Here is a 22,691-nt window from a genome sequence, read left to right on the forward strand (position 1 = left end):
CAAACCCCGGACCCTGCCCCGCGTGGGGCGATCAGTACTCGTCGCCCGCCGGGCCCACATAGCCCGGCGCCAGGTTCTCGAACTTGGTGTGCATGCGCTGGAAGGCCAGCTTCACCGTGCCCACGGGGCCGTTACGCTGCTTGGCGATGATGATCTCGGCCACGCCCGGTTCCTTGCACTCTTCCTTGGTGTAGTACTCGTCGCGGTAGATGAACATGATGATGTCAGCATCCTGTTCGATGGCGCCTGATTCGCGAAGGTCGGACATCATGGGCCGCTTGTCCGGCCGCGTTTCCACGCTTCGGTTCAGCTGCGAGAGCGCGATCACCGGGCAGCGCAGCTCCTTGGCCAGGGCCTTCAGGCCCCGCGAGATCTCGCCCACCACGGTGGCACGGTTTTCCTCGCTGGCACCGCCGTTGCCGCTCATCAGCTGGAGGTAGTCGATGATGATCAGGCCCAACTGGCCACACATGCGGGCCTGGCGGCGCGCACGGGCCCGCACTTCGCTGGGCGAGAGACCGGGGCTCTCGTCGATGAAGATGGAGGCCTTGCCGAGCTTGTCCACGGCTTCGGAGAGGCGGCTCCATTCGTCGTCCGCCAGGCGGCCGGTGCGCAGATGGCCCTGGTCGATGCGGCCGATGGAACCCACCATCCGCAAGGCCAGCTGCGCCGCGCCCATTTCCATGGAGTAGATGACGACCGGCAGGCCTTCGTTGATGGCCACGTTCTCGCCGATATTGATGGCGAAGGCCGTCTTGCCCATGGAGGGGCGCGCGGCCAGGATGATGAGGTCGCCGGGCTGCAGGCCGGCGGTCATGCGGTCGAGGTCGTAGAAACCGGTGCGCACGCCGGTGACGTCCTCGGCGCCCTGCTCGGCCAGCTCGTTGACGCGGTCGATCAGCTGCACGACCAGCTGGTCCATGGACTGGAAGCCCTGCTTGCTGCGCGAGCCTTCCTCGCCGATGCGGAAGATCTTGCCTTCGGCTTCGTCCAGGATCTCGGTCACGGCCCGGCCTTGCGGTGCCAGGGCGGCGGTGGCGATCTCGTCGCTGGTGGTGACCAGCTTGCGCAGGATGGCGCGCTCACGAACGATTTCGGCATAGCGCCGCAGATTGGCCGCGCTGGGCACACTCTGCGCCAGGTCGTTGAGGTACTTCAGGCCACCGCAGTCGGCCGCCTTGCCCAGGGAGGTCAACTCCTCGAAGACCGTCACCACGTCGGCCGGCTTGCCCGCGTTGATCAGCTTGCCCAGGGCGGCAAAGATCTGCTTGTGCTCGAAGCGGTAGAAGTCCGTCTCGGTGAGCAGGTCGCCCGCACGGTCCCAGGCCGAGTTGTCGATCAGGAGGCCGCCCAGCACGCTCTGTTCCGCCTCGACGGAATGCGGCGGCACTCGCAGGCGGGCCACCTCTTCATCGCGCGGGGTACCGGGGGTCGGGGAAACGATGGCGTTCATGAAACTGCGCGGTCCTTGTCCAGACCCGTCTGCCGCCCGAACGTCGCCGAGCTGTGGACAAGTCTGTGGATGACATGGGGGCAGTCCTGTATAACTGCCAGTCCCAAAAAGACAAAAGCCGACGGCCCGTAAGGCTGTCGGCTTTGCTGATTGTGCGCAGGAGCGGGGCCCCTGCGCAATCAGGATTTGGCGAAGGCTTATTCGGCCTCGGCCACCACCTGGACGCTGATCTCGACGACCACGTCGGTGTGGGCAGCGACGTTCACGGGGAACTCGCCGATGGCCTTCAGCGGGCCATGGGGCATGCGCACTTGAGCCTTGACGACAGAGAAGCCGTTCTTGTTCAGGGCTTCAGCGATGTCGGCGTTGGTCACCGAACCGAACAGACGGCCGTCCACGCCAGCCTTCTGGGCGATGCGGATGGTCTTGCCGGTCAGGCTTTCGCCCAGGGCCTGGGCAGCGGCCAGCTTCTCAGCGGCGGCCTTTTCCAGTTCAGCGCGCTTGGCTTCGAATTCCTTGATCGCGGCCTCGGTGGCACGACGTGCCTGGCGGGTCGGGATCAGGAAGTTGCGGGCGTAGCCGTCCTTGACCTTGACGATGTCACCCAGGTTGCCGAGGTTGGCCACCTTTTCAAGCAGGATCACTTGCATGGTGTCTTAACTCCTCAAACCTTGTGCTGGTCGCTGTAGGGCAGCAGAGCCAGGAAACGGGCGCGCTTGATGGCGACGGTCAGCTGACGCTGGAAGAAGGCGCGCGTGCCGGTCAGGCGAGCGGGCGTGATCTTGCCGTTTTCAGCGATGAAATCACGCAGCGTGTCCACGTCCTTGTAGTCGATCTGCTCGACACCGGCGACGGTGAAGCGGCAGAAACGCTTGCGGCGGAACAGCAGCGATTGTTGGTTGCGCTTGGGCTTGCGGTCCTTGGAGAACCGACCCTTACCACGTGCTGGGGGCATAGTGTGACCTCTTAACTTTTCAATCCGGATAACGAATCAGGCGCTGCGAGCCTCATCCAGGGCGGTGACATGGAACAGCGTTCCACAGCCGTTGCGCTGGGCGCTGAGGAAGCCGCTGAAGCGGGCTTGACCTCCGATGCCGAGCGTCTGGATGCGCTTGACGATCTCTCCGATCACCACGGCCCGGATCTCCAGGGAGACCTTGCGGGGCCTTCCGGCTTCCTGGACCTCGGAATCGGCCTTGAGGCTGAAATCCAGGGCCGGCATGCCGGCGGGGGTGTAGCGGATCAGACCGACTTCCTGTACCTGCGCGGTGAGAATCAGTTGATTCACTGTCACTGCAAACGCGGTACGGCTCGCTTCAGAACCTGGGGCTTAGGCTTCCTGAGGAGCCTTGCGGGCTTCCTCGCGCTCGACCGCCTTCATCATGACGGAGGGAGCGGTGTCGGCCTTGCTCTTGACCACGGTCATGTGGCGCAGCACGGCGTCGTTGAAGCGGAAGCCGGTCTCGAGCTCAGCCAGGGTTTCCTTGCTGCATTCGATGTTCAGGCACAGGTAGTGCGCCTTGGCCAGCTTCTGGATCAGGTAAGCCAGTTGACGGCGGCCCCAATCTTCGACGCGGTGAACCACACCACCACCGGTGGTGATCAGGCCCTTGTAACGTTCCAGCATGGCCGGAACCTGTTCGCTTTGATCCGGATGGATCAGCAGAACGATCTCGTAGTGACGCATAAACACTCCTTGTGGATTCCAGCCGGGCTCATCGGAAATGACAGCCTGGCTGAGGAAGCCGAACCCCAGCGTCTTCTCTGGGTCCGGCAAGGGAAAGCCCGCGATTGTAGCCGCAAAACGCGGCAAGTGCCAAATCGAGCCCCACCCAGCCTTGTCCGGCAGCCCGGGCAGCCTGCGTGGCGAGGCCAGCGCCTGTGCAGCGCCGCCGGCCCCACCCTCCCCCTGGGGCCGGATCCGGGGGCCGTTGCCCGGCGGTCCGGGCTCAGGGTTGCGGCGGCCGGTGCAGCAGCGCGATGCGCTCGCGCACCTCCTGGCTGGGAGCGGGCGTGAGCCAGCTCACCAGCATCATCGCCAGCACGCCCGCCGGGATGCCGAACAGGCCCGCGGAGATGGGCTGGATGCCCCACCAGGTCTGGGCCGGCCCGGGCACGCCCAGGCTCAGGCGCAGCATGGCACTGGCATGGACCATGTAGTAGACGGTCACGCACAGCCCCGTCAGCATGCCAGCCAGCGCGCCGTGCTTGTTGGCCCGGCCCCAGAAGATGCCCAGCACCAGGGGCGGCACGAGGGTGGCACCGGCCAGGGAGAAGGCGGCGGCGACCATGAAGAGGATGTCCGCCGGCTTCTGGGAGGCGATGGCCGCTGCGCTCAGCGCCGTGGCCAGCAGCAGGGCCTTGGAGAGGGTCACACGCCGGGTCGCCGAGGCGCGCGGGTTCACGCCGCGGTAGTAGACGTCGTGGGTCAGCGCGCTGGAGATGGTCAGCAGCAGGCCGTCTGCCGTCGAGAGCGCCGCCGCCAGGCCGCCCGCCGCCACCATGCCCGAGATCACATAGGGCAGCCCGGCCAGCTCGGGCGTGGCCAGCATGATGATGTCCCCGCCGATGCGCAGCTCGGCCAGCTGCAGGATGCCGTCGCCGTTGACGTCGGTGATGGACAGCAGGCCCGGATCCACCCGCATCCACTGCCCGATCCAGCCCGGCAGCTCGGCGATGGGTGTGCCGATCAGGCCGTTGAAGACCTCGTACTTGACCATCACCGCCAGGGCCGGCGCCGTGAAGTAGAGCAAGGCGATGAAGAACAGGGACCAGGCCACCGAGTAGCGCGCCTCGCGCACCGTGGCCGTGGTGTGGTAGCGGATCAGAATGTGCGGCAGCCCCGCCGTGCCCACGGCCAGGCAGAAGACCAGGGCCAGGAAGTTGCGGCGGGAGCGGTCGAAGTCCTCGCGCTCGTCCAGCGTGCCATCGGGCTTGCCCGCGAAGGGCTGTGCATGGGGCGGCATGCCGGCCAGGGGCTGGGCCAGGTGCTCGTCCTGCAGCTTGGCGCGGGTCCAGCGCTCCTCGGCCTCCGCGGGCGTCTTGGGCAGGGCAGCGCGCTGCTTCTCGGCCTGCTGGATCTGGGCCAGCGTGGCCTCGCGGGCCTTGAGCTCCGCAATGCGCCGCGAGGCTTCGGCGCGCTCGCGTGCCAGAGCCTGCTCGGGGTCCTGGAGCTTGCGCTCGTAGTCGCGGGCGCGGCTGGCGAAGAACTCGCGCACCGAGGTCTCGCCCGGGTCGCGCACCAACTCCTGCTCGCGCTCGGTGATGCGCTGCACCTGATAGCCGTAGACCGCCTGCGGGATGGGCACGCCGGTCTGCTTGACCGAGAGCCAGACCACGGGCACGAGGTAGGCCAGGATCAGCACGATGTACTGCGCCACCTGGGTCCAGGTCACGGCGCGCATGCCGCCCAGGAAGGAGCACACCAGCACGCCCCCCAGGCCCACGAAGACGCCGATCTCGAAGGTCAGCCCCGTCAGCCGCGTGGTGATCAGCCCTACGCCGTAGATCTGCGCCACGACGTAGATGAAAGAGATGACGATGGCCGCGGCGGCGCCGAAGAGGCGCACCCATTGGCTGTCGTAGCGCTGGCCCAGGAAGTCGGGGATGGTGAACTGCCCCAGGCGGCGCAGGTAGGGCGCCAGCAGCAGGGCCACCAGGCAGAAGCCGCCCGTCCAGCCCAGCACGAAGGCCAGGCCGCCGTAGCCGCTGAGGTACAGCGTACCGGCCATGCCGATGAAGGAGGCGGCGCTCATCCAGTCCGCCCCGGCCGCCATGCCGTTGTAGAAGGCCGGCACGCGGCGCCCGGCCACGAAGTACTCCTCCGGGTCCGTGGTGCGGGAGATGATGCCGATGCCCGCATAGACCAGCACCGTCACCGCCAGGAAGCTGAAGCCGATCCAGCTCTTGGGCATGCCCCATTGCTCCAGCAGGGCCAGCAGGGCCACGAAGAGCACGAAGCCGACGGTGAATCCCGCGTAGATGCGGTTCAGGCGCGGCAGCAAGGGGCGGGATGGCATGGCGGCAATGATGCGGGAGAGCGGCCGGCGGCCGCATCAAGATCAACCCGGCCGAGTGTCGGCGAGCCAGGCCCCACAAGACAGAGGGCCCCGCGGGGCCCTCTGATTCAGCTCAAGCAGCGATCAACGCTTGGCAAGGCGCTGCCACGTGTCGATGACGCTGTCCGGGTTCAGAGACATCGACACGATGCCCTCCTGCGCCAGCCAGTCCGCGAAGTCCGGGTGGTCGCTGGGGCCCTGGCCGCAGATGCCGATGTACTTGCCGGTGGCGCGGCAGGCCGTGATGGCGCGGGAGATCAGGGCCTTCACGGCGGAGTCGCGTTCGTCGAAGTCGCCGGCCAGCAGTTCCAGGCCGGAGTCGCGGTCCAGGCCCAGGGTCAGCTGGGTCAGGTCGTTCGAGCCGATGGACATGCCGTCGAAGTGCTCCAGGAACTGCTCGGCCAGGATGGCGTTGCTGGGCACCTCGCACATCATAATCAGGCGCAGGCCGTCGGTGCCGCCGGCGGCGGCGCGCTTGAGGCCGCGCTCGGCCAGCATCTCGACGACGCGCTCGGCCTGACGGACCGTGCGCACGAAGGGCACCATGATCTCGACGTTGGTGAGACCCATGTCATTGCGCACGCGCTTCAGGGCTTCGCACTCCATCGCGAAGGCGTCGGAGAACTCGCCGCTGATGTAGCGCGAGGCGCCACGGAAGCCCAGCATGGGGTTCTCTTCATCCGGCTCATAGCGTGAGCCACCGATCAGCTTGCGGTACTCGTTGCTCTTGAAGTCGGAGAGGCGAACGATGACTGGACGCGGGAAGAAGGCGGCGGCGATGGTGGCGATGCCCTCGGCCAGCTTGTCCACGTAGAAGGCGCGCGGCGAGGCATGGCCGCGGGCCACGGACTCGACGGCCTTCTTCAGGTCGGCATCGATGTTCGGATAGTCCAGGATGGCCTTGGGGTGGACGCCGATGTTGTTGTTGATGATGAACTCGAGGCGGGCCAGGCCCACGCCGCTGGAGGGCATCTGGGCGAAGTTGAAGGCCAGCTGCGGGTTGCCCACGTTCATCATGATCTTGACGGGGCAGTACGGCATCTCGCCGCGGTGCACCTCGGTGATCTCGGTCTCGAGCAGGCCGTCGTAGATGTGACCGGTGTCGCCTTCCGAGCAGGCCACGGTGACCAGTTGGCCGTCCTTGAGCTTCTCGGTAGCGTCACCGCAGCCCACCACGGCCGGGATGCCCAGCTCGCGGGCGATGATGGCCGCGTGGCAGGTGCGGCCGCCGCGGTTGGTGACGATGGCGCTGGCGCGCTTCATCACCGGCTCCCAGTTGGGATCGGTCATGTCGGTGACCAGCACGTCACCGGGCTGCACGCGCTCCATCTCGGAGATGTTGTGGACCAGGCGGACCGGGCCGGTGCCGATCTTCTGGCCGATGGCGCGGCCCTCGGCCAGCACCACGCTGTGGCCCTTGAGCTTGTAGCGGTGCTCGACCTGGCCCTCGGCCTGGCTCTTCACCGTCTCGGGGCGGGCCTGCAGGATGTAGAGCTTGCCGTCGATGCCGTCGCGGCCCCACTCGATGTCCATCGGGCGGCCGTAGTGCTGCTCGATGATGAGAGCGTACTTCGCCAGCTCGGTGACCTCATCATCGTTCAGCGAGTAGCGGTTGCGCTGCTCGGGCGCGGTGTCCACGGTCTTGACCAGCTTCTTGGTCGCGGCCTTTTCCTCGGGCGTGCTGAACTCCATGCGGATCAGCTTGGAGCCCAGGTTGCGGCGGATCACGGCGAACTTGCCCTTGGCCAGTGCCGGCTTGTGCACGTAGAACTCGTCGGGGTTGACGGCGCCCTGCACCACGGTCTCACCGAGGCCGTAGCTGGAGGTGATGAAGACCACGTCCTTGAAGCCGGACTCGGTGTCGATGGTGAACATCACGCCGGCCGAGCCGAGGTCGGAGCGCACCATGCGCTGCACGCCGGCGGACAGGGCCACCTCGCTGTGCTCGAAGCCCTTGTGCACGCGGTAGCTGATGGCGCGGTCGTTGTAGAGGGAGGCGAAGACCTCCTTCATCTTGTGCAGCACTTCCTCGATGCCATGCACGTTCAGGAAGGTCTCCTGCTGGCCGGCAAAGGAGGCGTCGGGCAGGTCCTCGGCGGTGGCGGAGGAGCGCACGGCGAAGGTCGCCTCGAGGTTGTCGGCCGTCAGCGCGGCAAAGGACGTGCGGATGGCCGCTTCCAGGTCCGCCGGGAAGGGCTGGGCCTCGACCCACCCGCGGATCTCGGCACCGGCCTCGGCCAGGGCGCGGACGTCGTCGGTGTTGAGGTCGGCCAGGCGCTTCTGGATACGCGCATCCAGGCCCTGGAACTTCAGGAACTCGCGGAAGGCATGGGCCGTGGTGGCAAAGCCGCCGGGCACGCGCACGCCGGAGGCGGCAAGCTGCGAGATCATTTCGCCGAGGCTGGCGTTCTTGCCGCCAACGACCTCGACGTCGCTCATTCTCAGATTCTCAAACGGGACGACCAGGGCGGCCGCATCGAAGCGAGAGGACATGGGAAAACTCCGTGATGTTGTGAAACCGGGGCTCCCACGCCGGGCGCAGCGGGCTCGCGGGTGGCGAGCGGCGCGTCCTTCGGCGCAGCACTGGCAGCGAACTTCACCCAGGGAAAGGCATGCGCGGCTCCACCATTTCTGAATTCTGCTTGGAGGAGGAACGGCGGCATGGCGCTAGGGTGTGGCATTTCCAGCGATCGAATGCGGCCGATTCTACGGGTATCAGCTTCTATGATGGAACACCACGAAACCAGGTTTGCCGGAGAAACAGGACATGCCCAATCGCACCGTGTATTTCGTCTCGGACGGCACCGGGATCACCGCAGAAACCTTCGGGAACTCGATCCTGGCGCAGTTCGGCGGCAAACCGCGCCATGTGCGCCGCCCCTTCATCGACACGGCCGACAAGGCCAGACAGGTGGTCCGTGAGATCAATGACTTGTGCGATAGCGAAGGCCAGCGGGTCATCGTCTTCGCCACCCTGGTCAACACCGAGGTGCTGGAGGTGGTCCGCGCGCAGTGCAAGGGCCTGCTGCTGGACATGTTCGGCACCTTCATCGCGCCGCTGGAGGAGGAGCTGCAGGTCAAGTCCAACCACCGCGTGGGCCGCTTCTCGGACGTGGCCAAGAGCCAGGAATATCACGACCGCATCGAGGCCATCAACTTCTCCCTGGCCCATGACGACGGGCAGTCCGCCAAGAACCTGGACACCGCCGACGTCATCCTCGTGGGCGTGAGCCGCTGCGGCAAGACGCCCACCTCGCTGTACCTGGCCATGCAGCACGGCATCAAGGCCGCCAACTACCCGCTGATCCCCGAGGACTTCGAGCGCGGCAAGCTGCCCTCCACGCTGAGCCCGCACAAGCGCAAGTGCTTCGGCCTGACCATCGACCCGGAGCGCCTCTCGCAGATCCGCAATGAGCGCCGCCCCGGCAGCAAGTACGCCGACATCCTCAACTGCCGCTACGAGGTCAACGAGGCCGAGACCATGATGAAGCGCGAGGGCATCTCGTGGCTGTCCTCGACGCACAAGTCCATCGAGGAGATCGCGACGACCATCCTGCGCGACATCCGCCCCGATCGGCTGATCTATTGACCCCCCCTACTCGCTTCGCGAGCCCCCCAGGGGGCGCACCCGCAGGCCCGGGCTACTGCTCACCCCCTACTCGCTTCGCGAGCCCCCTCAAGGGGGCGCACCCGCAGGCCCGGCAAAGCCGGATCCTCGGGTGCCGTGCAGGGCGGAAAGGCCCGGCTGCGGTGCAGCGGGCCTTTCCTTCTCTAAGAGCAACGCCGCTGTGATCGGTGACTGAGGGTCAGGCCAGCAGCCGTTGGCGAGCGCTCTCGTAGAGGCAGATGCTGGCGGCGCTGCCAACGTTGAGTGATTCTTCGCCGCCGGGCTGGGGGATGCCCACGGTCAGGGTGCAGCGCTGCATCAGCTCGGGCTGCACGCCCTGCCCTTCGTGGCCCATCACCCAGGCGCAAGGGCTGGGGAGCTGCACGCGGTGCAGTTCAGCTTCGGCATGGGAGCTGGTGGCGATCAGGGGGAGCTGGAGGCGGTCGAGGTCGGCGGGCTGCAGGCCCTCGACCAGGCGCAGGCCGAAGTGCGCGCCCATGCCGGCGCGCAGCACTTTCTGCGACCACAGCGCGGCCGTGCCCTTCAGTGCGGCGATCTGGCGGAAGCCCATGGCCGCGGCACTGCGCAGGATGGTGCCGACATTGCCCGCGTCCTGCAGGCGGTCCAGCACCACGGTGTCCATGCCCGGCTGCAGGACGGCGTCCGACGGCAGGGCCATCTCGAAGCCCATGCGGGCCGGGCTTTCCAGGCCGCTCAAGCCCTGGAACAGGCCCTCGTTGACGACCAGCACCAGCGGCGCCTCCTCGGCCAGGGCCATCAGTGCCGGATCCTGGCAGGCGGTCTCGGTGATCACCGCCATCGACGGCCGGCAGCCGCGCTGCAGGGCCGCCCGCGCCAGATGGTCGCCTTCCAGCCAGACGCTGCCGAGCTTGCGGTAGGCCGTGGCCTCCTGGGCCAGCTTGCGCAGGCGCTGCAGCTTGGGGTTGTCGCGGGCGCTGATGTGCTGGAGCTGGGGCTTCATTCGAGGAGTGCTTTCACGGGGCCGAAGCTGCGGCGGTGCCAGGGGGTCAGGCCATGCTCGCGCAGGGCCTGCAGGTGCTCGGCCGTGGGATAGCCCTTGTGGCCGGCGAAGCCGTATTCGGGATGGCTGGCATGCCATTGCTGACACAGGCGGTCGCGGTGGACCTTGGCCAGGATGGACGCGGCCGAGATGGCCTTGACCTTGGCATCACCCTTGACGATGGCCTCGGCCGGGATCTTGAGCGTGGGCAGGCGGTTGCCATCCACCAGCACCTTGGCGGGCTTCAGGCGCAGGCCCTCGACGGCGCGACGCATGGCCAGCATCGTGGCCTGGAGGATGTTGAGTTCGTCGATTTCCTCGACGCTGGCCTCGGCAATGCAGCAGCACAGGGCCTTGGCGCGGATCTCGTCAAAGAGCTGCTCGCGGCGCTTCTCGCTGAGCACCTTGGAATCGGCCAGCCCGGCGATGGGATGCTCGTCGTCCAGGATGACGGCCGCGGCCACCACCGGGCCGGCCAGGGGCCCGCGGCCCGCCTCGTCCACGCCGGCCATCAGGCCCGGGGCGTCCCACAGCAGGCCCAGCTGGTGCGGGGGCTCAGGACGCGAGGACTTGCGCGATGGCATCGGCAGCGCGCTGCGCGGTGTTGCAGCGCAGGGTCAGGTGTTGCTCATGGAAGGTGGCGATGGCTGCGTCGCGGCGCGCCGGATCGTCCAGCCAGGCCAGGCCTTCGCGGGCCAGGGCCTCGGGCGTGCAGTCGTCCTGCAGCAGCTCGGGCACGACGAAGCGGCCGGCCAGCACATTGGGCAGGCCCACCCAGGGCTGCAGGCGCTTGGCGCGGATGCGCCACCAGTTCAACGCATGCAGGCGGTAGGCAATCACCATGGGCCGCTTGAACAGCGCAGCCTCCAGTGTGGCGGTGCCGCTGGCCACCAGCGTGAGGTCGCAGGCGGCCAGGGCCTCATGGGACTGGCCGTCCAGCAGCACCAGGTCCAGCCCCGGCGCATGCTTGCGGACCAGCGGCTCGACGAGGCTGCGCAGGCCCGGCACCACCGGCATCACAAAGCGAAGCGCGGGGCGGACCCGGCTCATCAGCGCGGCGGCCTGCAGCAGGGGCTCGGCGATGTAGCGGATCTCGCTCTTGCGGCTGCCAGGCAGCAGGGCCACGACGGTGTCGCCCTCCCCCAGTCCGAGCTTGCCACGGGCGGCGGCCCTGGGCGGCTCCAGGGGGATGACGTCAGCCAGCGGATGGCCCACATAGCTCGCCGCGATGCCGGCCTCGGCCAGCAGCGCGGGCTCGAAAGGGAAGAGGCACAGCACATGGTCCGTCGAAGCGCGGATCTTGTTCACGCGCTCGGCGCGCCAGGCCCAGATGGAAGGGCAGACGAAATGGATGCTCTTGATGCCCGCGGCCTTGAGCTTCGCTTCCAGCGCGAAGTTGAAGTCGGGGGCATCGATGCCGATGAAGGCGCGCGGCGGATCCGCCAGCAGGCGCTCGCCCAGGGCCTTGCGGATCCCGAGGATCTCGCGCAGGTGCAGCAAGGCATCGACATAGCCGAAGACCGAGAGCTTGTGATGCGGCCACCAGGCCTCGAAGCCCTGAGCCGCCATGCGCGGCCCCCCGATGCCGGCCGCCTGCAGACCCGGCCAGCGCTCACGCAGGCCTGCCAGCAGCAGGCCGCCGAGGAGGTCGCCGGAGGCCTCGCCGGCCACCAGGCTGAGGCGGGGCGCGGCCTCAGGCATGGTCAGCGGATGATGCCGCGCGTGGCGGTGTTGAGAAAATCCAGCATCAGCTGGATGGTGTCATGCGCGTCCGCGTGCTCACCCTGCAGCGCCATCATCTCCATCTTGGCCTGGTCGACCGTGAGGCCGCGCCGGTAGAGGATGCGGTACATCTGCTTGACCGCATTGAGCTGCTCGGGCGTGAAGCCTCGGCGCTTGAGGCCTTCGAGGTTGAAGCTGCGGGCCTCGGCCGTGTTGCCGGCGGCCATGATGAAGGGCGGCAGGTCCTGGAAGAGGATGGAGCCCATGCCCGTCATGCTGTGCGCGCCGATATGCACGAACTGGTGCACCACCGTGAAGCCGCCCAGGATGGCCCAGTCACCCACATGCACGTGGCCGGCCAGTTGCGCGTTGTTGGCGAAGATGGTCCGGTTGCCCACCACGCAGTCATGGGCCAGGTGGACGTAGGCCATGATCCAGTTGTCATCGCCCACGCGGGTGATGCCGGCGTCCTGCGAGGTGCCCCGGTTGAAGGTGCAGAACTCGCGCACCACATTGCGGTCACCCACGATCAGCTGGGTGGGCTCGCCGGCGTACTTCTTGTCCTGCGGCGCGGCGCCAATGGAGCTGAACTGGAAGAACTGGTTGTCGCGGCCGATGGTGGTCGGGCCTTCGAGCACGCAGTGCGGGCCGATGCGGGTCCCGGCATCGATCTTCACGCCGGCCCCGATGAGGGTGTAGGCACCGACCTCGACCGAGCTGTCCAGCTCGGCCTTGGGGTCCACGATGGCGGTGGGATGGATCTTGCTCATCGACTGCGTTCCAGAGTCCGGGGGGGCGGTTGAAGGGCGGGCGCGAAGGCCTCAGGCCTCGATGCGGCGCATGGTGCACATCAGCTCAGCCTCGCAGGCGATGTCATCGCCCACATAGACCTTGCCGGTGTACTTGAAGATGGACGCCTTGGCGCGATCCAGGGTCACGTCCAGCACCAGCTGGTCGCCGGGCTCCACGGGGCGCTTGAAGCGGGCGCCGTCGATGCCGGCGAAGTAGCAGACGGTCTTGTCGTCCAGCTCGGTGTCCAGGCTCACCAGGGTCAGCACCGTGGCCGCCTGGGCCATGGCTTCCAGCATCAGCACGCCGGGCATCACCGGGCGGTGCGGGAAGTGGCCCATGAAATAGGGCTCGTTGATGGACACATTCTTCAGCGCACGGATGCGCTTGCCCTTCTCGATCTCCAGCACGCGATCCACCAGCAGGATGGGGTAGCGGTGGGGGATCTTGGCCAGGATCTGGTGGATGTCCATCTTGGTGTCGGTCGCGGTCGTCATTCTTTTCTCTCTAGGGCGCGCAAACGGTCGCGCATGGCATGCAACTGTCTCAGGGTTGCTGCATTCTTTTCCCAGCTGGCATTGTCGTCGAAGGGGAAGACGCCGCTGTACTGGCCGGGCTTGGTGATGGTGCGGGTGACCACCGTGGCGGCGGACACATGGACGTGGTCCGCCAGGCTCAGGTGCCCCAGCACGATGGCCCCGCCGCCCACGGTGCAGTGGGCGCCGATGCGCGCGCTGCCCGCCACGCCGGCGCAGCCGGCCATGGCCGTGTGGGCGCCCACGTGCACGTTGTGGCCGATCTGGACGAGGTTGTCGAGCTTGACGCCCTCCTCCAGGATGGTGTCACCCAGGGCGCCGCGATCGATGCAGCTGTTGGCGCCGATCTCGACGTGGTCCCCGATGCGCACGGCACCGAGCTGCTCGATCTTCTCCCAGCGCCCCTGGCTCAGCGCGAAGCCGAAGCCGTCCGCACCGATCACCACGCCGCTGTGCAGGATGCAATGCGCGCCGATGTGGCAGTCGAAGCCCACGGTGACGCGCGGCGCCAGGCGGCTGCCAGCGCCGATGTGGGCGCGGGCCTCGATCACGCAGTGGGCGCCGATACGGGCGCCCTCACCGACCACGGCGCCGGACTCGATCACGGCCAGGGGGCCGACGTCCACGCCCTGTCCCAGCTGCGCGTCATCGGCGATCACGGCGGAGGGATGGATACGGGCCGGCGGCAGCGGGCGCACCTGGCGGGCCCACCACTGGGTGAGGCGGGCGAAGTAGAGGTAGGGATCGGGCGTGACGATCACCGCGGCACCGGGCTGGCGCTGGGCCGCTGCCTCGGCCAGGGCGGGCGCCACGATCACGCAGGCGGCCTGCGTGGTCTTGAGCTGAGACTGGTAACGCACATTCGCCAGGAAGGCGACGGACTGGGCATCCGCCGATTCCAGCGCGGCGATGCGCCGGATGGGGGTTTCGGGCGCACCAAGAAGATCGCCGCCCAAGGCGGCGATCAGGTCAGCCAGGGTGACGGCGGTGTCCAATCACTTCTGGGCGTTGAGCGCGTCGATCACTTTCTTGGTGATGTCCACGCGGTTGCTGACGAAGCTGGCGTCCTGCAGGATCAGGTCGTATTTCTCGCTGTCGAAGATCTGCTTGACGATGCGGTTGGTGCGCTCGATCAGGGTCTGCAGCTCTTCGCCACGGCGCTGCTGCAGGTCTTCGGAGTACTCGCGCTTCTTGCGCTGCAGATCGCGCTCCTGCTCGGCCAGGTCTCGCTGGCGGCGGCTGCGGTCGGCTTCGGCGAGCAGGGTGGAGTCCTTGTCGAACTTCTCGGCCGCCTGGCGCAGCTTCTGCTCGGCGTCCTTGATGTCCTTCTCGCGACGGCTGAATTCCGTTTCCAGCTTGGTCTGTGCGGCCTTGGCGAAATTGCTCTCACGCGTGACGCGCTCGAGGTTCACGTAGCCGATCTTGAGTTCCTGGGCTTGCAAGGTCATCACCGGCGCGGCCACCAGGGCCAGGGCGCACAGCGACTTCATCAAGGTGCTCTTCATCAGAATGCAGTCCCGACTTGGAATTGGAATTTCTCGATTCTATCTGTGCGGCTCTTGACAATCGGCTTGCCCATGCTGAGCTTGAGCGGCCCCATCGGGGACAGCCAGCTGATACCAATACCCGCCGACATACGGATCAGATCAAGATCCTTCCTCATGTTTTCAGGGATGTTAGATCGATCAATATTGGTATTCCACACATTGCCGGCATCCACGAAGGTAAACAGGCGGAACGACTTGTCGTTGCCTGCACCGGGAACGGGCAGGTAGAGCTCGGCGTTGACATTGGCGCGCAGGTTGCCACCAATGTTCGAGCCCGTGTAATCGACCGGACCCAGCGAGTTGGACTCGAACACCCGCACCGAACCCAGGCCGCCGGCGTAGTAGTTCTTGAAGACGGGGTACTTTCGCCCGCCCAGGCCCACGCCCCAGTCCAGCTGGGCGTTGATCATCCAGCTGAACTTGTTGGTGATGGGGAAGAACTGCTGCCACTGCAGGCTGGCACGCGCATAGCGGGCGTCGCCCAGGGCGCTCATCTCGAGGTTCACGCGCTGGTACTTGCCGGCGGTGGGCGAGATGATGCTGTCGCGCTGCTCGTTCTGCCAGCCGATGGTGAAGGGGACCGCCAGGCTGTTGTTGCCCTGCTCCAGCACATGCAGCTTGTACATCAGCGGAACGCCGGTGTCCGTCGAGATGTGCGTCTTCTCGACGCCCAGGCCGAAGAAGACGGTGTCCAGCTCCGAGAAGGGCACGCCGAAGCGCAGCGAACCGCCGTAGGTGGCGAACTCGTAGGTGTCGCCGAAGCTGTTGTAGGGCTTGCTGGTGCGGTAGAAGACGTCCACGCCGCGGGACACGCCGTCCACGGTGAAGTAGGGATCGACGGTCGACACGGACAGCGCGCGGCCGGTCTTGGCGGTGTTCACCTCCAGGCCCAGGTAGTTGCCGGAACCGAAGACGTTGTCCTGGCGGATGGAGCCGGTGAACGAGACGCCCTGCTGGCTGCTGTAGCCGGCGCCCACCATGATGTTGCCGGTGGGCCGCTCGGTCACGGCCAGGGTGACGTCGACCTGGTCGGGCGCGCCCGGCACCTCGCTGGTGTCGATGGTGACGTCCTTGAAGTAGCCCAGGCGCTCCACGCGGTCGCGCGAGAACTTGATGCGTGCGCCGTCGTACCAGGCGCCTTCGAACTGGCGAAACTCGCGGCGGATGACTTCGTCTCGGGTGCGCGTGTTGCCTGACACCAGCATGCGACGCACATAGACGCGGCGGCCGGGATCGACCACCAGGGCCACCACCACCTGACCGGTGGTCTTGTCGATCTCGGGACGGCTTTCCACGCGGGCGAAGGCGTAGCCGAAGGTACCGAGGTAGTCGGTGAAGGCACGCTTGGTCGCGGTGACGGATTCGTCCTTGTAGGCCTGGCCCGGCTTGATGCCCACCAGGCGCTTGAACTCCTCGTCGCGGCCCAGCAGCTCACCTTCCAGCTTCACCGCTGTCACGGTGTAGGGCTGACCTTCCTTGACGGTGATGGCGATGTTGATGCTCTGCTTGTCCGGCGAGATGGTGACCTGGGTGGACTCGATCGAGAACTCCAGGTAGCCGCGGTTCAGGTAGTGGGAGCGCAGGGTTTCCAGGTCGGCGTTGAGCTTGGTGCGCGAATAGCGGTCGCTCTTGGTGTACCAGGTCAGCCAGCCGGTGGTGGTCTGTTCCAGCAGGCCCAGCAGGGTGCTCTCGGAGAAGACCTTGGAGCCGAGGATACGGATGTCACCGATCTTGGCCGGGTCGCCTTCCGTCACCGTGAAGGCCACGTTGACGCGGTTGCGCTCCAGCGGGGTGATGGTCGTGGTGACCTCGGCGCCATAGAGGCTGCGGGTCAGGTACTGGCGCTTGAGCTCCTGCTCGGCGCGGTCGGCCAGGGCCTTGTCGAAGGGCTTGCCTTCGCCGATGCCGATGTCCTTGAGGGACTTGGTCAGGGCTTCGGTGTCGAATTCCTTGAGGCCGACGAAGCTGACGGCGGCAATCACCGGGCGCTCGTCGATCACCACCACCAGCACGTCGCCGTCGATGTTGATGCGCACGTCCTTGAACAGGCCGGTGGCGAACAGCGCGCGCAGTGCGGCCGCGCCCTTTTCGTCGTTGTAAGTGTCGCCCACGCGAAAGGGCAGGCTCGCGAAGACGGTGCCGGGGTCGGTACGCTGCACGCCCTCGACCCGGATGTCCTTGAGCACGAAGGGGTCGACCGCCCAGGCGTTGCCCGCCTGCAATGCGGCAGCGAGCGCGAGGGACAGGACGGAGGGGCGAATGCGCGCGCGCTGGATCAGGTGTGGAGACATGCAGGTGAGAGATCAGTGCAGACCCAGCTTGCGGGTCACGTCGTTGGAAAGGGCCAGAGCCATCATCAGCAGCATCAGGAAGAAACCGGCGCGCTGCAGCCGCTCCAGCCACCACTCGGACACGGGGCGGCCGCTCAGACCCTCGAAAAGATAATACATCAGGTGCCCCCCATCGAGCATGGGCAGCGGCAGCAGGTTCAGGACGCCTAAGCCGACGCTAAGCATGGCCAGCAGGCTCAGGTACTGGTACAGGCCCACGCGAGCGGCCTGCCCGGCGGCATCGGCAATGGTGATGGGGCCGCTGAGGTTCTTCAGCGAAGCCTGGCCGATCAGCATGCGACCGAAGGTCTTGAGCGTCATCCAGGACTGCTCCCAGGTCTTGCGCAGGCCGATCAGCAGGGCGTCATCCAGGGCGTGGCGCACCCGCACCGTCTGGGGCGCCGAGCCCACGAGGGCCTGGATGCGGCCGATGCGGGATTCACCCTCCACCACCACGGCAGGCGTGACCTCCAGAGACAAGACCTGACCCCGGCGCTCGATCCGCCACTGCTGCGCCTGCGCGGCGGGCGTCTGGGCATGGGCGCGGATGCCGGCGATCAGCTGCGCGGCATCGGTCACCATGCGGCCATCCACCTCGAGCACGCGGTCGCCCGCCTGCAGGCCGGCCTGCTCGGCCGGGCCACCCGGCGCGACCTCGCCGATCACCGGCTCGCGCAGCGGACCTCCCAGGCCCAGACGGGTCATGGCAGCCAGGTCCGGCTCACGGGTGCCCAGCTCGGCCATGTCCAGGCGGACCTCGCGCCGGCCGTGGCCGTTGGCATCGGCCAGCTGCAGGCTCAGTACCGACTGCTCGGTGATCGCCTCGATCACCGGCCATTGCAGCTCCGCCGCGGAGGCGATGTCCCGCCAGGAGCGGCCGTCCAGGGCGATGGCCATCACCCGGTCGCCGGCGCGCATGCCGGCGCGCTCGGCAAGCCCACCGGGCTTGGGCGAGCCCAGCAGGGCCAGCGGCTCCTGCTGCCCCATCCAGGCCAGGCTGGCAAAAAGCACGATGGCCAGCAGGAAGTTGGCGACCGGACCGGCTGCGACGATGGCGGCCCGCTGCCGCAGGGGCTTGAGGTTGAAGGCCTGGTCGCGCTGGTCGGCAGGCACGGGCCCTTCGCGTTCGTCCAGCATGCGCACATAGCCGCCCAGGGGCAGCGCGGACAGCGTGAATTCGGTCGAGTCAGCCGTGCGCTGGCGGCGCCAGATCACGCGGCCGAAGCCCAGGGAGAAGCGCAGCACCTTGACGCCGCAGGCCCGCGCGACGCTGAAGTGGCCGTACTCGTGCACGAGGATCAGCACCCCCAGCGCCAGGACAAAGGCCACCACTTCCAGCAACATCAGGCCCTCAGCTTTTCAATGCGCTCGCGCGCGGCCTGCCGCGCCTGGGCATCCAGGGCCAGCAGCCCTTCCAGCGACTGGCATTGGCCGGCCTGCGGATGCACCGTCGCCAGCACCTCGGCATTGAGTGCATGGATCTGGTCGAAGCGCAGGTGCCGGTCCAGGAAGGCGGCCACCGCCACTTCGTTGGCGGCGTTGAGCACGGCCGTCGCTCCCTCCTCGGCCTTCAGGGCCTGCCAGGACAGGTACAGGCCAGGGAAGCGAGGCTCGTCGGCCACCTCGAAGCAGAGATCCTTGCCGGCCAGCAGGTCCAGGCGCGAAGCGCCGGACTCGATGCGCGCCGGGAAGGACAGTGCATACGCAATGGGCACGCGCATGTCCGGCGTGCCCAGCTGGGCCAGCACGGAGTTGTCGCGGCAGACCACCATGGAGTGAATGATGCTCTGGGGGTGGATCAGCACGCGGATCTGCTCGGGCTTCAAATTGAACAGCCAGCGCGCCTCGATAACCTCCAGCGCCTTGTTCATCATGGTCGCGGAGTCCACCGAGATCTTGCGACCCATCACCCAGTTCGGGTGAGCACAGGCCTGCTCGGGCGTGACCTCGGCCAGCGTGGCCGGATCACGCTGGCGGAAGGGGCCGCCGGAGGCGGTCAGCACGATGTGGTCGATGCGCTGGGCCCAGGTCGAGCGGTCCTCGGGCAGGCACTGGAAGATGGCCGAGTGCTCGGAATCCACCGGCAGCAGCGTGGCCCCGCCCTGCTCCACCGCCTGCATGAACAGCGCGCCGCCGACGACGATGGCTTCCTTGTTCGCCAGCATCAAGCGCTTGCCCGCGCGCGCGGCGGCCAGGCAGGGCGCGAGGCCCGCGGCGCCCACGATGGCCGCCATCACCGCATCCACCTCGGGATGGGCGGCGACCTCGCTGAGCGCCTGCACGCCACTGAGCACCTCGGTGCGGCTGCCCTGCTCGCGCAGCAGGCGTCGCAGTTCCAGGGCTGCGGCCTCCTCGGGCATCACGGCGAAGCGGGGCTTCCACTGCAGGCACTGGGCCAGCAGTGCGTCCACGCGGCTCATGGCGCTGAGGGCGAAGACCTCGTACTGCTCGGGGTGGCGGGCCAGCACGTCCAGCGTGTTGGTGCCGATGGAGCCGGTCGAGCCCAGCACGCAGACGCGCTGGCGGCGGGAAGTGTTCATGCGACGAGGGAGTTCAGGGCCAGCGCCAGCGGGAACACCGGCAGCAAGGCATCAACACGGTCCAGCACGCCGCCATGGCCGGGCAGCAGCTGGCTGCTGTCCTTGGCGCCCACGGCACGCTTGATGAGGGATTCGAAGAGATCGCCGACCACGCTCATGGCCGACAGGAAGATCAGGGCCAGCAGACCCAACGGCAGGCCCAGGCCCTTCAGCAGGCGGGCATAGAGGCTGGGACCGTCGACCGCGATGCGCGGCTCCAGGGCGAAGGTCCAGGCCAGGCCCAGCAGCAGCACGGCCGCCATGCCGGTCCAGACGCCCTCCCAGCTCTTGCCCGGGCTGATGGCTGGGGCCAGCTTGCGCCGGCCCAGGGTGCGGCCGCCGAAGTAGGCGAAGACGTCGGCCACCCACACCAGGCAGAAGACCGAGAGGATGAAGTTCAGGCCCAGTCCGCGCGCCGAGGCGATGGCCGCCCACGCGGCCCACAGCAGCACGAAGCCCAGCACCACGCGGCCCGCCAGCGGCAGGCGCGGCCAGCCCGCAGGCCCCAGGCGCAGGGCCTGGGATGAGCCCAGCACCCAGGCAGCGCCCACCACCCACCACAGGGCGGCAGGCAGGGAGGCAAGACCTGGCCCCAGCAGGGTGAACAGGCACAGGCCGGCCAGCGCCCCGCCCATCAGCAGCGAGGCCGGCTGGGCCAGGCCATTGAGCCGACCCCATTCCCAGCCGCCCGCGGCGATCAGGACCAGGGTCACGGCCGCGAAGGGCCAGGGCGAGCCGGCGAACAGTGCCGGCAGCAGGATGGCCAGCAGCACGATGGCCGTGATGATGCGGGTTCCGAGCACTCAGGCCTCCAGGGCGGCTTCCGCCTTCACGCCGCCGAAGCGGCGGTCGCGCTCGCGGAAGGCGGCGATGGCCGCATCCAGCTGCGCTTCACCGAAGTCGGGCCACAGGCAGTCCGAGAAGACGAACTCACTGTACGCCGCCTGCCACAGCAGGAAGTTGCTGATGCGGACCTCGCCGCCCGTGCGGATGAAGAGGTCCGGATCCGGCGCATAGCTCATGGCCATGAACTCGGACAGTTTGGCTTCGCTGAGCTCCTCGGGCTTCACGCCGGCCTGCATGGCTGCACGTGCCGCCTGCACGATGTCCCAGCGGCCGCCATAGTTGAAGGCCACATTGAGCGTGAGCTTGCTGTTGTGCAGCGTGGAGGACTCCGCCTCGTTCCAGGCATTGCGCAGCTTCTCAGAGACCGCGTCGCGGTCGCCCACGATGCGGATGCGCACGCCCATGGCGCCCATGCGGGCCAGGTAGCGCGACACCGCCGCAAGCACCAGGCCCATCAGGCCGGAGACCTCATCGGAGGGGCGTTTCCAGTTCTCGCTGGAGAAGGCGAACACCGTGAGGTGCTCGATGTTGCGATCGATGCAGGCCTGGACGATGCGCACCAGCGCGTCCACGCCCTGCTTGTGGCCGAAGAAGCGCGGGAGGAAGCGCTTCTTCGCCCAGCGGCCGTTGCCATCCATGACGATGGCCACATGGCGGGGAACCGCCTTGCTCTGTTCCGTCACGACGCGTGCGGGCTCAGACGGCCAGGATCTCGGCTTCCTTGGCCGCGATCAGCTTGTCGATGTCCCCGATCACGCGATCGGTCAGCTTCTGGACTTCGTCCTGCGAGCGGCGCTCGTCGTCCTCGGTGATGGCCTTGTCCTTCTGCAGCTTCTTGGCCTGCTCGTTGGCGTCGCGGCGCAGGTTGCGCACGGCCACCTTGGCGTCCTCGCCGGCGCTCTTGACGACCTTGGTCAGGTCGCGGCGGCGCTCTTCGGTCAGCGGGGGCATCGGCACGCGGATCAGGTCGCCCTGGGCCGAGGGGTTCAGGCCCAGGTCCGACTCCCTGATGGCCTTCTCGATCTTGGGACCCATGCCCTTTTCCCAGGGCTGGACGCTGATGGTGCGGGCGTCCAGCAGGCTCACGTTGGCCACCTGCGAGATGGGCACGGGCGAGCCGTAGTAATCCACATGGACCTGGTCCAGGATGCCCGGGTGAGCCCGGCCGGTGCGGATCTTCTGCAGTTCGGTCTTGAAGGACTCGACCGTCTTGGCCATCTTGGCCTCGGCGTTCTTCTTGATGTCAGCAATGCTCATGATGCTCAACCTTGTTCAGGAATGGACCCGGGCTCAACGCGCCAGGACGCTCAAACGTGGACCAGGGTGCCCTCGTCTTCGCCCATGACCACGCGCTTGAGCGCGCCGGCCTTGAAGATGCTGAAGACCTTGATGGGCAGCTTCTGGTCGCGGCACAGGGCGAACGCGGTGGCGTCCAGCACCTGCAGATTCTTGGTGATCGCCTCGTCGAAGCTGATGCGGGCGTAGCGGGTGGCCGTGGGGTCCTTCTTCGGGTCGGCGGTGTAGACGCCATCGACCTTGGTGGCCTTCAGCATGATCTCGGCACCGATCTCGGCGCCGCGCAGCGCGGCGGCGGTGTCGGTGGTGAAGAAGGGATTGCCGGTGCCGGCCGCGAAAACGACGACCTTGCCCTCTTCCAGGTACTGCAGCGCCTTGGGGCGCACATAGGGCTCGACCACCTGCTCGATGCTGATGGCGGACATCACGCGGGCCGTCATGCCTTCCTGGCGCATGGTGTCGGCCAGGGCCAGGGAGTTCATCACCGTGGCCAGCATGCCCATGTAGTCGGCGGTGGCGCGGTCCATGCCGACCGAGCCGCCGGCCACGCCGCGGAAGATGTTGCCGCCGCCGATCACGACGGCCACTTCCACACCCAGCTGCGTCACCTCCTGGATCTCGCGCACCATGCGCACGATGGTGGCGCGGTTGATGCCGTAGGCGTCATCGCCCATCAGGGCTTCACCGGAAAGTTTGAGCAGGATGCGTTTGTGCGCGGGCATTGTGTCCTCGTCGTGGGTGGTGGGGTTGCCGCGATGCCGGGGAGAGCTCTTCCCCGACCGCAGGCGCAAGTGTAAAGGGCGCCAGAGGCGCCCTTTGTTTCCAGCCGTCGCAGTGAATCAAGGAATTTGGGGACTCCCCCTCATTCCCAGGTCACGCCGAGCGGCAGGCCAGGCTCGTCAGCCCG

At 67.3% G+C, this 22,691-nt stretch carries 22 protein-coding genes; 1 reads left to right on the forward strand and 21 read right to left on the reverse strand.

The annotated features are described in order from the left end of the window. Positions 1-31 precede the first annotated feature (31 nt). From dnaB to ppsA, 7 genes are all read right to left on the reverse strand, one after another. The gene (gene dnaB / locus ABDJ40_RS08680; protein WP_183102709.1) at positions 32-1,453 is read right to left on the reverse strand and encodes a replicative DNA helicase; all 1,422 of its coding nucleotides are present in this window, start codon (positions 1,451-1,453) and stop codon (positions 32-34) included. 197 nt (positions 1,454-1,650) lie between these two features. Further along, on the reverse strand, positions 1,651-2,103 hold the full coding sequence (gene rplI, locus ABDJ40_RS08685; protein ID WP_269629596.1) for a 50S ribosomal protein L9: 453 nt from the start codon (positions 2,101-2,103) through the stop codon (positions 1,651-1,653). A gap of 14 nt (positions 2,104-2,117) precedes the next feature. Next, entirely contained in the window at positions 2,118-2,408 is a 291-nt protein-coding gene (rpsR, locus tag ABDJ40_RS08690) for a 30S ribosomal protein S18 (RefSeq protein WP_183102707.1), read from the reverse strand. Positions 2,409-2,444: 36 nt separating this feature from the next. Then, a complete protein-coding gene (gene priB / locus ABDJ40_RS08695; RefSeq protein WP_347608804.1) occupies positions 2,445-2,741 on the reverse strand; it encodes a primosomal replication protein N in 297 nt (98 codons plus the stop codon). A gap of 42 nt (positions 2,742-2,783) precedes the next feature. Then, positions 2,784-3,140 carry a 30S ribosomal protein S6 gene (gene rpsF, locus ABDJ40_RS08700; protein ID WP_269629598.1) on the reverse strand — a complete coding sequence of 119 codons (357 nt, stop codon included), beginning with the start codon at positions 3,138-3,140 and terminating at the stop codon, positions 2,784-2,786. Positions 3,141-3,402: 262 nt separating this feature from the next. Continuing rightward, positions 3,403-5,472 carry a VC_2705 family sodium/solute symporter gene (locus ABDJ40_RS08705; RefSeq protein ID WP_347608806.1) on the reverse strand — a complete coding sequence of 690 codons (2,070 nt, stop codon included), beginning with the start codon at positions 5,470-5,472 and terminating at the stop codon, positions 3,403-3,405. A gap of 123 nt (positions 5,473-5,595) precedes the next feature. Beyond that, positions 5,596-8,004 (reverse strand): phosphoenolpyruvate synthase, encoded by a 2,409-nt coding sequence (gene ppsA / locus ABDJ40_RS08710; RefSeq protein WP_347608808.1) that lies wholly within the window; start codon positions 8,002-8,004, stop codon positions 5,596-5,598. Positions 8,005-8,278: 274 nt separating this feature from the next. Between ppsA and ppsR the strand changes: the two genes are divergently transcribed. Then, positions 8,279-9,100, forward strand: a complete 822-nt coding sequence (ppsR, locus tag ABDJ40_RS08715; RefSeq protein WP_183102702.1) for a posphoenolpyruvate synthetase regulatory kinase/phosphorylase PpsR — start codon at positions 8,279-8,281, stop codon at positions 9,098-9,100. 217 nt (positions 9,101-9,317) lie between these two features. On the opposite strand, the gene ABDJ40_RS08720 is transcribed toward ppsR, so the two are convergent. Genes ABDJ40_RS08720 through pyrH form a run of 14 tightly spaced genes read right to left on the reverse strand, consistent with a single transcriptional unit; the run spans position 9,318 to position 22,506 of the window. Next, complete coding sequence (locus ABDJ40_RS08720) at positions 9,318-10,100, reverse strand: TrmH family RNA methyltransferase (RefSeq protein ID WP_347608811.1); 783 nt, start codon at positions 10,098-10,100, stop codon at positions 9,318-9,320. Further along, complete coding sequence (gene rnhB, locus ABDJ40_RS08725) at positions 10,097-10,723, reverse strand: ribonuclease HII (RefSeq protein WP_269629602.1); 627 nt, start codon at positions 10,721-10,723, stop codon at positions 10,097-10,099. Before rnhB ends, ABDJ40_RS08720 begins: the two co-directional genes overlap by 4 nt. Continuing rightward, entirely contained in the window at positions 10,695-11,840 is a 1,146-nt protein-coding gene (gene lpxB / locus ABDJ40_RS08730; protein ID WP_347608813.1) for a lipid-A-disaccharide synthase, read from the reverse strand. The genes rnhB and lpxB overlap by 29 nt, the downstream gene beginning before the upstream one ends. 2 nt (positions 11,841-11,842) lie before the next feature. Then, a complete protein-coding gene (gene lpxA, locus ABDJ40_RS08735) occupies positions 11,843-12,631 on the reverse strand; it encodes an acyl-ACP--UDP-N-acetylglucosamine O-acyltransferase (protein ID WP_347608815.1) in 789 nt (262 codons plus the stop codon). A gap of 51 nt (positions 12,632-12,682) precedes the next feature. After that, complete coding sequence (gene fabZ, locus ABDJ40_RS08740; protein WP_269629605.1) at positions 12,683-13,147, reverse strand: 3-hydroxyacyl-ACP dehydratase FabZ; 465 nt, start codon at positions 13,145-13,147, stop codon at positions 12,683-12,685. Next, positions 13,144-14,181 (reverse strand): UDP-3-O-(3-hydroxymyristoyl)glucosamine N-acyltransferase, encoded by a 1,038-nt coding sequence (gene lpxD, locus ABDJ40_RS08745; protein ID WP_347608817.1) that lies wholly within the window; start codon positions 14,179-14,181, stop codon positions 13,144-13,146. The genes fabZ and lpxD overlap by 4 nt, the downstream gene beginning before the upstream one ends. Then, positions 14,182-14,691, reverse strand: a complete 510-nt coding sequence (locus ABDJ40_RS08750) for an OmpH/Skp family outer membrane protein (protein ID WP_183102696.1) — start codon at positions 14,689-14,691, stop codon at positions 14,182-14,184. It abuts the gene before it with no gap. Continuing rightward, the gene (bamA, locus tag ABDJ40_RS08755) at positions 14,691-17,024 is read right to left on the reverse strand and encodes an outer membrane protein assembly factor BamA (RefSeq protein WP_347608819.1); all 2,334 of its coding nucleotides are present in this window, start codon (positions 17,022-17,024) and stop codon (positions 14,691-14,693) included. The genes ABDJ40_RS08750 and bamA overlap by 1 nt, the downstream gene beginning before the upstream one ends. Positions 17,025-17,036: 12 nt before the next feature. Continuing rightward, positions 17,037-18,407, reverse strand: coding sequence for an RIP metalloprotease RseP (rseP, locus tag ABDJ40_RS08760; protein WP_347608821.1), 1,371 nt, complete (start codon positions 18,405-18,407; stop codon positions 17,037-17,039). Continuing rightward, the gene (gene ispC / locus ABDJ40_RS08765; protein ID WP_347608823.1) at positions 18,407-19,603 is read right to left on the reverse strand and encodes a 1-deoxy-D-xylulose-5-phosphate reductoisomerase; all 1,197 of its coding nucleotides are present in this window, start codon (positions 19,601-19,603) and stop codon (positions 18,407-18,409) included. The genes rseP and ispC overlap by 1 nt, the downstream gene beginning before the upstream one ends. Then, positions 19,600-20,445 carry a phosphatidate cytidylyltransferase gene (locus ABDJ40_RS08770; RefSeq protein WP_347608825.1) on the reverse strand — a complete coding sequence of 282 codons (846 nt, stop codon included), beginning with the start codon at positions 20,443-20,445 and terminating at the stop codon, positions 19,600-19,602. The genes ispC and ABDJ40_RS08770 overlap by 4 nt, the downstream gene beginning before the upstream one ends. Continuing rightward, the gene (gene uppS, locus ABDJ40_RS08775; RefSeq protein WP_347608827.1) at positions 20,446-21,171 is read right to left on the reverse strand and encodes a polyprenyl diphosphate synthase; all 726 of its coding nucleotides are present in this window, start codon (positions 21,169-21,171) and stop codon (positions 20,446-20,448) included. It lies immediately after the preceding gene. A gap of 13 nt (positions 21,172-21,184) precedes the next feature. Further along, on the reverse strand, positions 21,185-21,745 hold the full coding sequence (gene frr / locus ABDJ40_RS08780) for a ribosome recycling factor (protein WP_269629613.1): 561 nt from the start codon (positions 21,743-21,745) through the stop codon (positions 21,185-21,187). Positions 21,746-21,795: 50 nt separating this feature from the next. Then, a complete protein-coding gene (gene pyrH, locus ABDJ40_RS08785) occupies positions 21,796-22,506 on the reverse strand; it encodes a UMP kinase (RefSeq protein ID WP_183102689.1) in 711 nt (236 codons plus the stop codon). Positions 22,507-22,691 lie beyond the last annotated feature (185 nt).

Origin of the sequence: Roseateles flavus, from assembly GCF_039872765.1 — a bacterium.
Lineage (GTDB): Bacteria > Pseudomonadota > Gammaproteobacteria > Burkholderiales > Burkholderiaceae_C > Roseateles_B > Roseateles_B flavus.